Genomic DNA, 15,148 nt, shown 5'->3' on the forward strand with positions numbered 1-15,148 from the left:
CCTTTCTTGATCAGTACTTGATGACCACGCGGCCGTCGATCTTGGCGTGCTTCATCTCGTCGAGGACGGCATTCACTTCGGAGAGTTCCCGCGTGGAGACCGTGGGATGGATCTTGCCCTGGGCGTAGAAGTCCAGCGCTTCCGCCAGGTCCTGGCGGGTGCCCACAATGGAGCCGCGGACTGTCAGGCCCTTGAGCACAATCTCAAAGATCGGCGCCGGGAAGTCGCCCGGCGGCAGGCCGTTGAACACAATCGTTCCGCCGCGGCGGGCCATCCCGATCGCCTGGCCGAATGCTGACGGGTGCACCGCCGTGACCAGGACTCCATGGCAACCTCCGGTTTCGCGCTGGATGACTTCGGCGGGATCCTCGTGCAGGGCGTTGACGGTCAGCTCCGCGCCATGCTTTTTGGCCAGGGCGAGCTTGTCATCGGCAATGTCCACCGCAGCAACACGCAGGCCCATGGCCACCGCGTACTGGACGGCGATGTGGCCGAGTCCGCCGATGCCCGAGATGGTGACCCACTGGCCCGGCCGGGCCTCGGTCATTTTCAGGCCCTTGTAGACGGTCACTCCGGCGCAGAGCACCGGGGCCACCTCCACGGGGTCCGAGCCAGCCGGGATCCTGGCCGCGAAGCGGGTGTCCACCAGCATGTACTCGCCAAAGGAGCCGTCAACGCTGTAGCCGGCGTTCTGCTGCGCCTCGCACAGGGTTTCCCAACCGGTGCGGCAGTACTGGCAGTCGCCGCAGGCGGACCAGAGCCAGGCGTTGCCGACGAGGTCCCCGACTGCGAGGTCCGTGACGCCCTCACCGAGGGCAACCACCTCGCCGACGCCTTCGTGGCCGGGGATGAACGGCGGGGTTGGTTTCACCGGCCAGTCGCCTTCCGCGGCGTGGAGGTCCGTGTGGCAGACGCCGGTGGTCAGGACCTTGACGAGCGCCTCGCCCCGCCCCGGCACGGGTACAGGGAGGGTCTGGATCTGTAGGTCTTTGCCGAATTCGGTCACTACTGCGGCTTGCATTGTCGTCGTCGTCGTCGTCATTGTCGTCGTCATGGCGAAATCCTTGCGTCATCAAGCGTGGGTTCAGCGAGAGGCGTGTGCGGTGAGGCGGTGTCCTTCCGGGTGGGTGCACAAGTGGTACGGGCGGGGCGGATCACTCCTGATCCGCCCCGCCCGGGTTTGTTGCGGCTTAGAAGAAGCCGAGCTTGTTCTCGTTGTAGCTGACCAGGAGGTTCTTGGTCTGCTGGTAGTGGTCCAGCATCATCGCGTGGTTCTCGCGCCCGATCCCGGAGGACTTGTAGCCGCCGAACGCGGCGCCGGCCGGGTAGGCGTGGTAGTTGTTGACCCACACGCGGCCGGCCTGGATTTCACGGCCGGCACGGTAGGCGACGTTGCCGTTACGGGACCAGACGCCGGCGCCGAGGCCGTAGAGGGTGTCGTTGGCGATGCCCATGGCGTCGTTGTAGTCGCTGAAGCGCGTCACGGAAACCACGGGACCGAAGATCTCCTCCTGGAAGATCCGCATCTTGTTGTGGCCTTCGAAGATGGTCGGCTGGACGTAGTAGCCCCCGGCCAGGTCGCCGGGCATTTCGGCCCGAGCGCCTCCGGTGAGCACCTTGGCGCCCTCCTGCTTTCCGATGTCGATGTAGGAGAGGATCTTTTCCAGCTGGTCGTTGGAGGCCTGGGCGCCGAGCTGCGTCTCGGTATCCAGCGGGTTGCCCTGGATGATCTTCTCGACCCGGGCAATGGCATCGGCCATGAACGAATCGTAGATGCCGTCCTGGACCAGGGCACGGGACGGGCAGGTGCAGACTTCGCCCTGGTTGAAGGCGAAGAGCGTGAAGCCCTCCTGCGCCTTGTCGTAGAACGCGTCGTCGGAATCGGCAACATCATTGAAGAAAATGTTCGGGCTCTTGCCGCCCAGTTCCAGGGTCACCGGGATCAGGTTCTGGCTGGCGTACTGGCTGATCAGCCTGCCGGTGGAGGTTTCCCCGGTGAAGGCGATCTTGCGGATCCGGGGGCTTGAAGCCAGGGGCTTGCCGGCCTCCACGCCGAAGCCGTTGACGACGTTGAGGACGCCGGCCGGCAGTAGATCGCCGATGAGCTCCATCAGCACCAAAATCGAGGACGGGGTCTGCTCGGCCGGCTTGAGGACCACGGCGTTGCCGGCGGCGAGGGCCGGGGCCAGCTTCCAGACGGCCATCAGGATCGGGAAGTTCCAGGGAATAATCTGGCCGACGACGCCGAGCGGCTCGTGGTAGTGGTAGGCGGTGGTGTCGTCGTCGAGCTGGGACAGCCGCCCCTCCTGGGCGCGGACCGCGGAGGCGAAGTAGCGGAAGTGGTCAGCCGCGAGCGGAATGTCGGCGTTCAGGGTCTCGCGAATCGGCTTGCCGTTGTCCCAGGATTCGGCGACGGCGAGCATCTCGAGGTTCTCGTCGATCCGGTCCGCGATCTTGTTGAGGATCGCGGCGCGCTCGGCGACGGAGGTCTTGCCCCAGGAAGGAGCAACCTTGTGGGCGGCATCGAGCGCGAGTTCAATGTCCTCGGCGGTGCCGCGGGCAACTTCGCAGAAAGCCTTGCCGGTGACCGGGGTGATGTTCTCGAAGTACTGGCCCTTGACCGGGGCAACCCACTCGCCGCCGATCCAGTTCTCGTAGCGGTCCTTGAAGGTGACCTTCGAGCCCTCGGTGCCGGGCTGTGCGTAAACAGTCATTGCTAGCTCCTTTGCTGTGCAAGATTGAGGGCGGCCAGATGTCGGCGCCGCCGTTGCGTTCAGCCTAGGAGCGGGGAGGTTGCAGTCAGGTTGCAGGCCGAGTGAGCCGGGTCACGTGCGTGGCCACGCGCTGAGTTCCGCGTCGAGCCGTTCCAGATCGGCGACGACGGCGGCGCGCTTCGGTGAGCGCGGCGGCAGGAGCCTGAGCGCCGCCAGCCGGACCTCGACGTCGTCCCTCGCCTCGGGCAGCCCGGCGTACTTCAGCAGCGATTCGGCGCTGCCGTCCGTCAGCACCGCTTCGCGGAGCAGGGCCGAAATCCGGGTCCGAAGCCCGGCGATGCCCGGGGCTTCCGAGCGCGGCAGCACGGCACCGCGGTAAATTTCCAGGGCGATCCGGTGCGCGCCGCGCTGCAGGCAGCTGAGGACCTGGCCGGCGTCGGGCACCAAATCCATCGGCAGCCGGTAGGGGCGGGATTCCGGGACCGCGTCCGGGTTCAGCTGCTGGAGCACCTTGCGCAACCGCACCATCTCGGCCCGGAGCGTCATGGTGGCGGCGTCGCCGGGGTACAGCAATGTGCAGAGCTCCTCGGCGTTCAGTCCTTCCGGGTGCGTGCTGAGCAGGGCAAGGATTTCACTGTGCCGGGCGGTTAACGCCACAGTCCGGCCGTCGATGCTGAGCAGGGCCTGGTCCCGGCCCAGAAGCTGGAGGCTGTTGCGGTAGAGGCTGCCGCCTCCCCTTGCCGGGTCAGCCTGTGAAGCGGACGCCCCGCTCCGCCGGCGGGACGGCGAGGCCCGCCGGGACGCGGCCAGCTGGAGCCTTTCCACCCTCAGATGGGCCTGCGCGGCGGCCACCGTGGCTTCAACGAGCGACAGCGCATGCGGCGCGACGGCGGACTCGGTCCCGGTGATATCGACGACGCCCAGCAGGGCCCCCGAATCGGGATCGTGGATGGGCACGGCCGTGCAGCTCCACGGGTGCACCGAGCGTTTGTAGTGTTCGGCGCCGGAGATCTGGATCCCCCTGCCCAGCGCCAAAGCTGTCCCGGGGGCACTCGTTCCCACAGTGGCCTCGGACCAGTCGGCGCCCGGAACGAACATCATGCCCTCGGCGCGGCGCAGCATGGCGGCGTCGCCTTCGACCCACAGCAGACGGCCCACCTCGTCTCCCACGGCCACCAGCATCCCGCTGTCGTGACTGGGCAGGACCAGGAGCTTGTGAATGACGGGCATGATAGCGGCCAGCGGATGCTGTCGCCGGTACTCTTCGAGTTCGTCTCGGTCCATGGCCAGCGGGGCTTCGGGGTTGTCCGGGTTCGCGTGCAACTGCGCCGAGCGCCGCCACGAGTCCTGGATCAGCCGGCTCAGGCCGGGGAGGTGCAGGTCCGCGGGGAATACAAGTCCTTGGGAATCGAGCTGCTCGTGGCCGGCGGTGGCATACTGCTGGCGCAGCTCCGCCGTGTTCCCGCCCGCTGGCGGGAACCGGGCTGCCGGATGGACCAGATTCCTCATTGAACTCCCACCTGAAGGGCGCGACGGCGAACCGTAGGCTGCCACGTGCGGCCCAGTCTACGGGGGCGGGTCACTCAGTCGCGTGAAATCTCGATCATGTCCTCGCGGGGCACAACCTTGACGCGTTCCCGGACAATGCCGTTGGGGTCCGCGGCGGACCACTCCGCGCCGAGGGCGAGCTCGTGGGCGTCGAGCCTGTTCCAGCCTGCCCAGGTGGTGTATTCGATTCCGCGCTCGTCGAGGAGATCGATGATCGCCTGCGGGTCCGGGTTCCGGGCCGGCGGCAGGGTGAGCCGGTCCTCGAGCAGGAAGCCGATGGTCTCCAGCGCGTCGCCCTTCGTGTGCCCGATCAGGCCCACAGGTCCGCGCTTGATCCAGCCGGTCGTGTAGATCCCCGGAACCGGCTGTCCCGCGGCATCGAGCACGCGGCCGCCCTCATTGGGGATGATGCCGCGGCGGGCGTCGAATTCCAGTTCGTCCAGCGGCGAGCCGTGGTAGCCGATGGCGCGGTAGACGGCCTGGACCGGGTAGTCGAGGAACTCCCCGGTGCCCTTGACGTTGCCGGTGCCGTCCAGCTGCATGCGCTCGAACTTGATGCCGGCGACCTGGCCGGGGTGCGCGGAGTCGCCTGTTGTTCCGTGGATTTCCACCGGGTTGTGCAGGAAGTGCAGGTGCAGGCGGCGGGAAGAGGGTTCTTCGGCCTCGGCATGCTCCTCGACGAGCCAGTTGCTCAGGGTGTTGACCATGGTGCGGATCTGGTTGTTGCTGCGGATCGCCTCATCCGAGGCCTCGTCGAACTCGAAGTCCTCCGGGTACAGGACGATATCCACGTCCTTGGCATGGCTGAGTTCACGCAACTCCAGCGGGGTGAACTTCACCTGGGCCGGTCCGCGGCGGCCGAAAACGTGCACATCGGTGACCGGGGAGTTCTTGAGCGCCTGGTAGACGTTGTCCGGGATTTCCGTCACGAGCAGTTCGTCGGCGTGCTTGGCGAGCATCCGGGCGACGTCCAGTGCCACGTTGCCGTTGCCGATCACGGCGATTTCCTTGGCATCCAGCGGCCAGTCGCGGGGAACATCGGGGTGCCCGTCGTACCAGGAAACGAAGTCAGCCCCGCCGAAGGAGCCCTTAAGCCCGACGCCGGGGACGTCGAGGTCCGCGTCCTTGATGGCGCCGGTCGAGAAGATCACGGCGTCGTAGAACGCGCGCAAGTCGTGCAGGGTCAGGTCGCGGCCGTAGGTGACGTTGCCGAGGAACCGGATATCGCCGCGGTCCAGCACCTTGTGCAGGGCGTTGACGATGCCTTTGATCCGTGGGTGGTCCGGGGCCACGCCGTAGCGGATCAGCCCGTACGGCGCCGGGTACGCCTCGAAGAGGTCGATGCTGACCTCGAAGTCGCCGTCCTTGACCTCATTGGACTTCGTCAGGATGTCGGCAGCGTAGACGCCGGCCGGCCCGGCGCCGACAATCGCGACGCGGAGGGGTCGATTGGAGGTGGTTTCGGCCGAGTTGGACACCGGAAGCCCTTCTGAGTCGTGGCGGCTGCATCAGGCGAGGCAGTGCACAATCCCCCCATTCTAAATGTCCGCGGGACCCCGTGCGGCCCGCCGTGACAGAGATCGCACGGAGGCCCGGCCGGCGGGTCGGCCGGGAGGGCCGGCGGCAACGGTGTCCAGGGCAGGAATACGGCTGCCCGGGGCGGCGTTATGGATCCTGTGCCTACCCCCGACGGAACCCTCGCCCCAGCCACGCTGACCGCTCCCCGGGCGGGCGCGCCCGCCGGAGGCCCGCCGACTGCGCCTCATTCCGTGGACAAGGACACGACGGCGGGGATCCTCTTCGGCATCGGCGCCTACGGGCTGTGGGGCCTGATGCCACTGTACTTTTTCCTGCTGCAGCCGGCCGGAGCAGTCGAGATCGTGGCCAACCGGGTCATCTGGTCCCTGGTCTTCTGCATGCTGCTCGTCACCATTACCCGGTCCTGGCGGGTGCTCGGGGCGGCGTTCCGTAACCGCACAGTGATTGTCCCGCTGATCCTCGCCGCTGTCCTGATCGCGGTGAACTGGCTGACCTACGTGTACGGCGTCACCACCGGCCAGGCAGTAGAAGCCTCCCTGGGCTACTTCATCAACCCGCTCGTCTCCGTGTTGCTGGGCGTCTTCGTCCTCAAGGAGAAACTGCGGAGGCTCCAGTGGGCCGCCGTCGCAATCGGGTTCATTGCCGTGGGCGTACTGACGGTCTCCTACGGGAAGCTGCCGTGGATCGCCCTGACCCTGGCGCTGAGCTTCGGCCTCTACGGTTTCCTCAAGAAGCGCGTGGGCCCGCGGGCGGATGCCATCACCAGCCTCTCGGTCGAAACGATGGTCCTGACACCCGTGGCCGCCGGGACCATGATCTTCCTCGCGCTCAACGGTGCGGCAACGCTCGGCGCCAACGGCCCCGCGCACTTCTGGCTGCTGGCGGCGTCGGGCATCATCACCGCCGTGCCGCTGCTGTTCTTCGGCGCCTCCGCACGCCGGCTGCCGATGACCATGATCGGCCTGCTCCAGTACTTCGCCCCGGTCCTGCAGTTCATCGTGGCCCTGGCGGTGTTCGGGGAAACCATGACCACGGACCGCTGGATCGGCTTCGGCGTCGTGTGGCTGGCGTTGCTGGTGCTGACCGTGGACATGCTCCGGACTGCACGGCAGAACTCCGTGACACGCAAACTCGCCCGGGCGGCCGCCTAATTCCGGGATGCCGGCCAACCCGCCGCGGGCCCGCAACGGCTGTGCCGGTGAACGCGAAGGGGGATCCGGTGCGTTAGTGTCGAGGCATTGGACGCAATAAGTTGGAAGCTGAGGTATGCCCGTGCCTGATCGGGATCTTGAAACCCCAGGCGGGTCGGACATCGAATCCCTTGAGCTTGACCCCAACGGCATCCTGCGGCTCGTCTGGGCGCGGGGAGTCAGTATCGACGGCTCCGGCGCGCAGCTGGCCATGGACCGTGTCAATGAACTGTGCGAGGGACGGCAGCTGCCGCTCCTGATCGATATGGCCACCACAAATTCAGTGAGCCGGCCCGCGAGGGCTGTGTTTTCCCAACGCTGCGATGCCTCCGCCATTGCCCTGCTCGGCTCCTCACCCGTTGACCGGGTCATCGCCAATTTCTTCCTGGGTGTCCACACCGCACCGGTTCCGACGAAGTTTTTCACCAGCCAGGACGAGGCTGTCAACTGGTTGATGTCCCAGGCCGATGCTCGCGAGTAACGACGACGGTAGGCGGCTCGAGCAACTGGTGGCAGGCATCGTTGTCCTCTCCTCCGGAGATCTTTCCAACCGCATGGAGATTTCCCCGGCCCGGGACGGCATCGACGCTGTGACCACCGGCATCAATTTGCTCGCCGAAGAGCTTCAAAGCATGTACGACAGCCTGGAAATCCGGGTCGAAGAGCGCACGGCGCTGCTGGAAGATGCGAAGACGGACCTGCGCCGGGTCATCAACACCGATGAACTTACGGGCCTCGCTAGCCGTTCGCTGCTGCGCGAAACGATCTCCCACGCCATCCTGGCGGCCGAGCAATCCGGCAAACCGCCCGCGCTCATCCTCATGGACCTTGATTCCTTCCGATTGATCAACGACAGCCTGGGAAATGCGGCAGGAGACACCGTTCTGGTGGAAGTCGCCCGGCGCCTGAAATCCGCGGCAGGCGAGCAGCATCTGGTGGCGCGGCTCAGCGGGGACGAATTCGCCGTGCTTGTTCTGGGCTGTGAGCCCGAGGACGTGCTGCAACTCGCCGCCCGCCTCCTGTCCGGGATCGAGGCAAAGATCCAGGCGGGCGGAATCGCAGTGACCGTCACAGCAGGAACCGGGGTTCGGTTCGGCGAGACCGGGCTCCGAAGTGACGAGCTCATCCGTGACGCCAACATTGCCTTGCACGAGGCGAAAAAACAGGGCCCGGACAAGATGCAGGTGTTCACCCAGGCCATGCATGAGACCGCGAAGGAGCGGGTCCACCTGGTGACGGAAGTACGGGCGGCGCTCGCTGCCGGCGAGTTTGAACTCCATTACCAGCCAATCATCGACCTGCGAACGGGGCGGCTCGCGGGGGCTGAGGCCCTGATCCGCTGGCGCCATCCGAGGCGGGGCCTGCTGGCGCCGGATTCGTTCCTCCCCGCGGCGGAGGAAGGCGGCCTCACGGTGGAAATCGGCCGCTGGGTGCTGGACCACGCCATCGCACAGGCCGGAAGCTGGCGGACGGCACCGGGTCTTCCCGCGAATTTCCGTATCCATGTCAACCTTTCGGCCGTGGAACTCCATCACAGCGATCTGGCCCGGTACGTCCAGGGGTTGCTCGCTGAGTACGGGGTAGCCCCGGAGCAGGTCGCGATAGAAATAACGGAAACGGCGATCATGAGCGGCGGCCCGGAGGTCTCCAGAACCATGGAGGCGCTCAATGGGCTGGGAATTCCCTTGGAGATTGACGATTTCGGCACAGGCTATTCGTCCATCAGCTACTTGCGAACCCTTCCGGCCCTGCATGCGAAAATTGACAAGTCACTCATCGACGGCCTGGTGGAGGACAGTCAACAGGAGAATTTCGTCGCCGCAATCCTGCAGCTGATCCATTCGGCGGGCCTGGGAGCCGTAGCCGAGGGAATCGAGCACCAGGCGCAGGCGGAGAAGCTCAGGGACCTGGACTGCGAATTCGGTCAGGGGTACTTCTTCAGCCGCCCTCTGGCCGTGGCGGATATGACGGCGGTTCTAGCCGCCGGCGGACTGGCTGGCATCGCCTCTTTTGCCGGCGCCGGGGGCCGGGAGGGCCGGGGACGGCACGTCGCGCGGGCGCAGACGTGATCAGCCGCCTGCCAGGTGCCCTGGCGAGGGCTGCCGACACCCTCCGGCTCGTCCTCCGGGTGGCCGCACTGTCCATCCGGCTCCCCCGGCACCCCGATGGCCTCTGGGACGATTTCTGGAGCGGCGTCTCGGCAGGTTCGCTGCACGAAGCCGTCATCTGGGAGGCCACCGGGGGCGACGAGATTGACCAGCATCTTGAGCGCGCGGCCAGCCTGCTGGACACCGGACTCACCATCGTGGATATCGGCTGTGGCACCGGCGCCGTTTCCCGGCGGCTCGCCGGCGTGTTTCCCGCCGTCGTGGGAGCCGATGTATCCCGCGGGGCCGTCGAGGCCGCCAGGTCAGCATCCGCTGGGATGCCGCACCTCAAATTCATGGTGCTGGACGCTACGGACCCGGAAGCAGTCGCTGCCCTCTCACGGGATCTGGGCGAAGTGAACGTCTTTGTCCGGGGCGTCTTCCATGTCCTCAGCCCCCGCCGCCAGGCCGCACTCGCTCGGGCAATCCAGCCCCTGCTCGGAACCCGCGGCCGGATCTACCTTGTGGAGTCAAATGTTTCCGGCGGGGCCCTCAACTATCTGCGCGGGCTGGGGGCCACCGGACGTGGTATCCCCGGACCCCTGCGGCAGGCCATCGCATCCCTTCCGAAGCCGGGCCATTTTGGTGCCCGGCAACGGCGCCGGGTATTCCCTGCCCGCGACTGGACGGTGATTGCGGAAGGTGCGACCACCCTGGACACAGCACCGATGCACGGCGACGGTTCCGGCGTCCGGATTCCGGCCTACTGGGCGGCCCTGGGCCGCCGGCACGGCTAGCGCGCAGCCCCCGGCGCCCGGCCCCCGGCAGCCCGGCAGCCCGGTCCGCGCCAGCACTGGCTGCAGCGGGCCGGGACCCGGCAGCCCGGCCCGCGGCGGCACTGGCTGCAGCGGGCCGGGACCGGCGCTAGTCCTCGGGGCTGGTGTTGATCCGCACGTAGTCGCGCGGGACCACCACCATGGGGACCGGCAGGGCAAGGAGCACCTTGTGTGCTGTGCTGCCGATAAACAGTTTGTTCTTCTCCGCCAGACGGGAGGAACCCACGATCAGGATCTCGCCGTCGTCCCACTCGAGGTCATCGATCGCTTCCTCGATGGTGCGCCCGTGGGCAACTTCCACCGTGACGTGGTGCCCGGCCGGGAGCCGGTGGGAGGCCGCGGTCAGGACCGTATTGGCGTGGATGTGCGCCGCGTTGATGTTTTCGCCGCTGGTCCCTTCGGCGTCGAGTTCCACAAGGGAGACCAGCCGCAGCGGGACACCGCGGCGTTCAGCGGATTCGATCGCGACGTCGATCGCCGCCTCCGCGCCGGTGCGCTGGCCGACGGCGAGCGTCAGCCGGGTAATCGGTTCCGTCCGACGGTAGCCCCGGGGAGCCAGCAGCACCGGGACCGGCGAGGCGTGGAGCAGGGCGTTGGCCGCGCTGCCGATGGTGTAGCGCTTGAACAGCCCGGCGCTCGCGGCACCCACCACGATCAGGCCGGCCTTATACTCCAGTGCCGCATCAATGAGGCCGGCGGCGTCTGAATCGGCCTGGCGGACATGGAACCGGGCCTCGAGGCCTTCGGGGACCAGTGCCAGGCCCTCCCGTTCGGCGGTCAGCACTTCCTGCTCCGCGGCGCTGACACGGCTCCCCTCCGGGTTCGTGGCGACGTAAGGGGTGCGCCGGTCCACGACGTAGACGAGGTCGAGGTGCGCCCCCTGGGCTCGGGCCATGGCTGACGCCAGCGCAACGGCGTCGGCGCCGCGGTCGTTGGGGGTATAGCCAACTACGTATCGCATGTGTAAACCCCTTATGGGTCTGGGGCAGAAGCCAGCCATAGTCCGGGGGTTCCGGGCGACGTCGGCCGGTCTGCGTTCCTGCAGTGGTAGGAACGACTCTAGCCCAGCGCAGGCCCGAATAGTCCCTGGCTTTCGGCCGTGAGCCGGGGAACCTTCCGCACCCGGGCTGGAAACCGGGCTGGGGGGAAAATGGACGGGCCGCGGACCCCTGGTCCGCGGCCCGTCCTTTGTGGGTTGGCGTATTAGGCGTTGGCCTTGACGGCTGCGGCCAGGACCTGGAGGCCGTCCAGCAGGAGCTCGTCGCTGATGACCAGCGGCGGCAGCAGCCGGATGACGTTGCCATACGTGCCGCAGGTGAGGATGATGACGCCTTCCTTGAGGCAGGCTGCCGCCACGGCCTTGGTCAGCTCCGGGTTCGGTTCCTTGGAACCGGCCTGGACCAGTTCGATCGCGAGCATGGCGCCCCGGCCCCGGACGTCACCGATCACCTGATGTTCAGCTGCGAGCTCACGGAGCCTGCCGAGGGCGATCTCCTCGATGTGCCGGGCGCGGGCGTTGAGGTCGTACTGCTCCATCGAACCGATGGATGCCAGCGCCGCGGCGCACGCCACCGGGTTGCCGCCGTAGGTGCCGCCGAGGCCGCCCGGGTGGACGGCGTCGAGCAGTTCGGCGCGGCCGGTGATGGCCGAGAGCGGCATGCCGCCGGCGATGCCCTTGGCCATGGTGATGATGTCCGGGACAACACCCTCGTGGTTCACGGCGAACCATTCACCCGTGCGGCAGAAGCCGGACTGGACCTCGTCTGCGATGAAGACGATGCCCTTGTCCTTGGCCCACGCGGCAAGTGCGGGCAGGAAGCCCTCGGCGGGGACGATGAAGCCGCCCTCGCCCTGGATGGGTTCGATGATGATCGCGGCAACCTGTTCGCCGCCGATCTGCTTTTCGATCATGGTGATGGCGCGCTTGGCGGCCTCGGCACCGGTGATCCCCGGGTTTTCCTCACGGAACGGGTAGCTCATCGGCATGCGGTAGACCTCGGGGGCGAACGGGCCGAAGTTGGTTTTGTACGGCATGGCCTTGGCGGTCAGTGCCATGGTCAGGTTGGTGCGGCCATGGTAGGCATGGTCAAAGGCGACGACGGCGTCCCGGCCGGTAGCGAGGCGGGCCACCTTGACGGCGTTTTCCACGGCCTCGGCGCCGGAGTTGAAGAGCACCGTGCGCTTCGCGTGGTCCCCGGGGGTGAGCCGGTTCAGCTGCTCGGCGACGGCGACATAGCCCTCGTAGGGCGTGACCATGAAGCAGGTGTGGGTGAAGTGCTCCACCGCCTCCTTGACGGCGCCGACGACGGCGGGGTCCGAGGCGCCGACGCTGGTGACGGCGATGCCCGAGCCGAGGTCGATGAAGGAGTTGCCGTCGACGTCATGGATGATGCCGCCGTCGGCGTCGGCGACGAACACCGGGACGCTGGACGCGACGCCGGCAGCGACGACGGCCTTGCGGCGTTCGGTCAGGGCGAGGGACTTGGGGCCCGGGAAGTCGGCCTGGACGCGGCGCTTCTGCTCCAGCCGGTATGTGATGTCATGTGCGGTGGTGGTCATGGGAAAGCCTTTCTCAGCGCGGGGTACGCGACAGCGTTATACGGGGGCGTTAGGCGTCGAGCGCGGTCATCACGTGTTTGATTCGGGTGTAGTCCTCGACGCCGTACATGGAGAGGTCCTTGCCGTAGCCGGACTGCTTGAAGCCTCCGTGCGGCATTTCGGCGGTGAGGAGGATGTGGGTGTTGATCCACACGGCGCCGAAGTCGAGGTCGCGGCTGACGCGCATGGCCGTGCCGTGGTCGGTGGTCCAGACGCTGGAGGCGAGGGCGTAGTCGACGTCGTTGGCCAGCTCCACGGCCTCTTCCTCCGTGCTGAACTTCTGCACGGTGATGACCGGGCCAAAGGTTTCCTTCTGCACGATGTCATCGCTCTGCCTGGCGCCGGTGATGATGGTGGGCTCGAAGAAGAACCCCTTCTCGCCCGCCCGGTGGCCGCCGGTCTCGATCTTGCAGTTCGCCGGCAGGTGTTCGACCACCGAGGAAACGGCCTTGAAGTGGTTGACGTTGTTCAGCGGGCCGAAGTAGTTGTCTTCGTCGTTCTGCGAGCCCGTGTGCAGGGTCTTGGTGTGCTCCACCATGGCCGCCACGACGTCGTCGTGCACCTCATCCTGGACCAGCACGCGGGTGATCGCGGTGCAGTCCTGGCCGGCGTTGAAGAACGCGAACTCGGCGATGGCCGCGGCGCTCTTCTTGAGATCCGCATCCTTGAACACGATGGCCGGCGCCTTCCCGCCGAGTTCCAGGTGCGCGCGTTTGAGACCCTTGGCGGCGCCGGAGGCGACGGCGATGCCGGCCCGCACGGAGCCGGTGATGGAGACGAGTCCGGGTACCTTGTGCTCCACCATCAGGGCGCCCGTCGCGCCGGTGCCCAGGACGACGTTGAGGACACCGGCGGGGAAGATCTCGCCGGCGAGGCGGGCCAGGACAAGGGTGGATTCCGGGGTGGTGTCCGAGGGCTTGAGGACCACGGTGTTGCCGGCGGCCAGGGCGGGACCGATCTTCCAGATGGCCATCAGGAACGGGTAGTTCCACGGCGCGACCTGCGCGACGACGCCGATCGGTTCGCGCCGGACGAAGGAGGTGTGCCCCTCGAAGTACTCACCGGCGGATTTGCCCTCCATGATGCGCGCGGCCCCGGCGAAGAAGCGCAGCTGGTCGGCGCCGGCGGCGACTTCCTCGGACGCGATCAGGGACCGGACCTGGCCGGTGTTGCGGTGCTGGGCCTCGACGAGTTCGTCAGTGTTGGCCTCGACGGCGTCGGCGAGCTTGAGCAGCATCAGCTGGCGCTGCCCCGGCGTCGTGTGCTTCCAGCTCTTGAAGGCGTCCTTCGCGGCCGTCATGGCGGCGTCGACGTCGGCTTCGACCGAAATCGGCGTCGTGGCCACTACGTCCCCGTTTGTGGGATTGACGATGTCCAGCATCCCGGTTCCGGCGGGCGTGACAAACTCGCCGTTGATGAAGTTCTGCAAGGTTTGAACCACGGTGTACAACCTCTTTCGTGCTGAAGGACCCAATGAGACTCCTTCGAGCCTATGCCAGGCGGGCAAGCCTGGGAATAGTCACCTGCACACCGTAGCCGCCATACTTTAGTGCGCCTGCCCAGCCCCCGGCTATCCTGACTCCATGGCCATTTCACTTGCTGCCCTGCTGGGGGTTTCCTCCCTCAAACTCACCAAGGCCGGCCTCGCGGAAACCACCTGGCACCAGGACATCCGCTGGGTGGCGGTCAGCGAGCAGGAAGACCCGCAGCGGTTCCTGAACGGCGGTGAACTCGTCCTCACCACCGGCATGCGGCTCAAAAGCGCCCCGGAGCAGCGCCGCTTCGTCCGCCAGGTCCAGCGTGCCGGCGCGGTGGGGATCGGGTTCGGGATCGGCCTGACCCACGACGCTGTGCCGCCGGCCCTCATCGCCGAGGCCAACCGCTGGGGCCTGCCGATCGTGGAGGTGCCGTACGAGACGCCGTTCATCGCGATCGGCAAGCTCGTGGCGGACGCCCAGGCCGCGGACAACTTCGCCAAGCTGGAACGCCTGATCGCCGGGCACCAGATCCTGGCCCGCGCCCTGCTCACCGGCGGCGGCCTCGCGGAACTGCTCAGGCACCTCGGGTCCATGCTGCGCACCGAGATCGTGCTGACCCAGTTCACTGCACAGCTCTACAACAGCGCGGCAGGAAATCCCGCACCGAGTGCTGACGGCTGGAGTTCCTACCCCATCCCTACCGGGCGCAGGGATGCCTGCACGTTATGGATCCAGCAGCCGTTCGAGGACTCCGGGATCGTCGGCTACGCCCAGAACCTGATCAGCGTCGAGCTGAACAACATGGTCAAGCAGCGCCAGGCCCAGCGCGCCCTGGCCGGGCAGGTGCTCGAGGACGTGATCCGGGGCGCGCTCGAGCCCAGCGAAGCCACCCGACGGCTCGCGGGCGTGGGCATCAACAGCACCCGCAAGAACGTGGTCCTGCTGGCCGAGTCGGCAGCCCACTACAAGCAGCTCGGGAGTTCCTCGCTGCCCCAGCCGCTCGAGTCGGCGGTCAGCGCCGTCGTCGGGCAGGACCTGATCGCCGTCATCCACGACGACGGCAGCGGCGCCGCCGCACTGGCCAGGAGGCTCAGCGACCATCTGGCAGAGGCCGGGATCCACGCCACGATCGGGATCGGCGGGGCGTACACGAAACCC

At 67.1% G+C, this 15,148-nt stretch carries 12 protein-coding genes; 5 read left to right on the forward strand and 7 right to left on the reverse strand.

The genetic code is table 11. The annotated features are described in order from the left end of the window. Positions 1-10: 10 nt before the first annotated feature. The 4 genes from adhP to BJG92_RS10535 all read right to left on the reverse strand — a co-directional run bounded on the left by adhP (position 11) and on the right by BJG92_RS10535 (position 5,740). Positions 11-1,021, reverse strand: coding sequence for an alcohol dehydrogenase AdhP (adhP, locus tag BJG92_RS10520; protein ID WP_232083978.1), 1,011 nt, complete (start codon positions 1,019-1,021; stop codon positions 11-13). Between the two features lie 169 nt (positions 1,022-1,190). Next, positions 1,191-2,714: an aldehyde dehydrogenase family protein gene (locus BJG92_RS10525; protein ID WP_232083954.1), complete on the reverse strand. Its 1,524-nt coding sequence runs from the start codon at positions 2,712-2,714 to the stop codon at positions 1,191-1,193. A gap of 111 nt (positions 2,715-2,825) precedes the next feature. Next, positions 2,826-4,223, reverse strand: coding sequence for a helix-turn-helix domain-containing protein (locus BJG92_RS10530; RefSeq protein ID WP_232083955.1), 1,398 nt, complete (start codon positions 4,221-4,223; stop codon positions 2,826-2,828). 74 nt (positions 4,224-4,297) lie between these two features. Further along, positions 4,298-5,740, reverse strand: a complete 1,443-nt coding sequence (locus BJG92_RS10535; protein ID WP_232083956.1) for an FAD-dependent oxidoreductase — start codon at positions 5,738-5,740, stop codon at positions 4,298-4,300. A 189-nt stretch (positions 5,741-5,929) separates the two neighbouring features. On the opposite strand from BJG92_RS10535, the gene rarD reads away from it, so the two are divergent. From rarD to BJG92_RS10555, 4 genes are all read left to right on the forward strand, one after another. Then, positions 5,930-6,952 (forward strand): EamA family transporter RarD, encoded by a 1,023-nt coding sequence (rarD, locus tag BJG92_RS10540; protein WP_232083957.1) that lies wholly within the window; start codon positions 5,930-5,932, stop codon positions 6,950-6,952. A 115-nt stretch (positions 6,953-7,067) separates the two neighbouring features. Then, positions 7,068-7,472: an STAS/SEC14 domain-containing protein gene (locus BJG92_RS10545; RefSeq protein WP_232083958.1), complete on the forward strand. Its 405-nt coding sequence runs from the start codon at positions 7,068-7,070 to the stop codon at positions 7,470-7,472. Then, positions 7,459-9,060, forward strand: coding sequence for a bifunctional diguanylate cyclase/phosphodiesterase (locus BJG92_RS10550; protein WP_232083959.1), 1,602 nt, complete (start codon positions 7,459-7,461; stop codon positions 9,058-9,060). Before BJG92_RS10545 ends, BJG92_RS10550 begins: the two co-directional genes overlap by 14 nt. Continuing rightward, on the forward strand, positions 9,057-9,875 hold the full coding sequence (locus tag BJG92_RS10555) for a class I SAM-dependent methyltransferase (protein ID WP_232083960.1): 819 nt from the start codon (positions 9,057-9,059) through the stop codon (positions 9,873-9,875). Before BJG92_RS10550 ends, BJG92_RS10555 begins: the two co-directional genes overlap by 4 nt. Positions 9,876-10,002: 127 nt before the next feature. Here the strand turns inward: BJG92_RS10555 and BJG92_RS10560 are convergent, their stop codons facing one another. The 3 genes from BJG92_RS10560 to BJG92_RS10570 all read right to left on the reverse strand — a co-directional run bounded on the left by BJG92_RS10560 (position 10,003) and on the right by BJG92_RS10570 (position 13,953). Then, positions 10,003-10,875 (reverse strand): universal stress protein, encoded by an 873-nt coding sequence (locus tag BJG92_RS10560; protein WP_232083961.1) that lies wholly within the window; start codon positions 10,873-10,875, stop codon positions 10,003-10,005. A gap of 242 nt (positions 10,876-11,117) precedes the next feature. Beyond that, positions 11,118-12,473 carry a 4-aminobutyrate--2-oxoglutarate transaminase gene (gabT, locus tag BJG92_RS10565; protein WP_232083962.1) on the reverse strand — a complete coding sequence of 452 codons (1,356 nt, stop codon included), beginning with the start codon at positions 12,471-12,473 and terminating at the stop codon, positions 11,118-11,120. A gap of 49 nt (positions 12,474-12,522) precedes the next feature. After that, a complete protein-coding gene (locus BJG92_RS10570; protein WP_232083963.1) occupies positions 12,523-13,953 on the reverse strand; it encodes a gamma-aminobutyraldehyde dehydrogenase in 1,431 nt (476 codons plus the stop codon). A gap of 142 nt (positions 13,954-14,095) precedes the next feature. On the opposite strand from BJG92_RS10570, the gene BJG92_RS10575 reads away from it, so the two are divergent. Continuing rightward, positions 14,096-15,148, forward strand: a 1,053-nt coding sequence (locus BJG92_RS10575) for a PucR family transcriptional regulator ligand-binding domain-containing protein (protein ID WP_232083964.1), incomplete at its 3' end; no start/stop codon positions are given.

The sequence above is a fragment of the Arthrobacter sp. SO5 genome, assembly GCF_020532805.1.
In the GTDB taxonomy this organism is placed as follows: domain Bacteria; phylum Actinomycetota; class Actinomycetes; order Actinomycetales; family Micrococcaceae; genus Arthrobacter.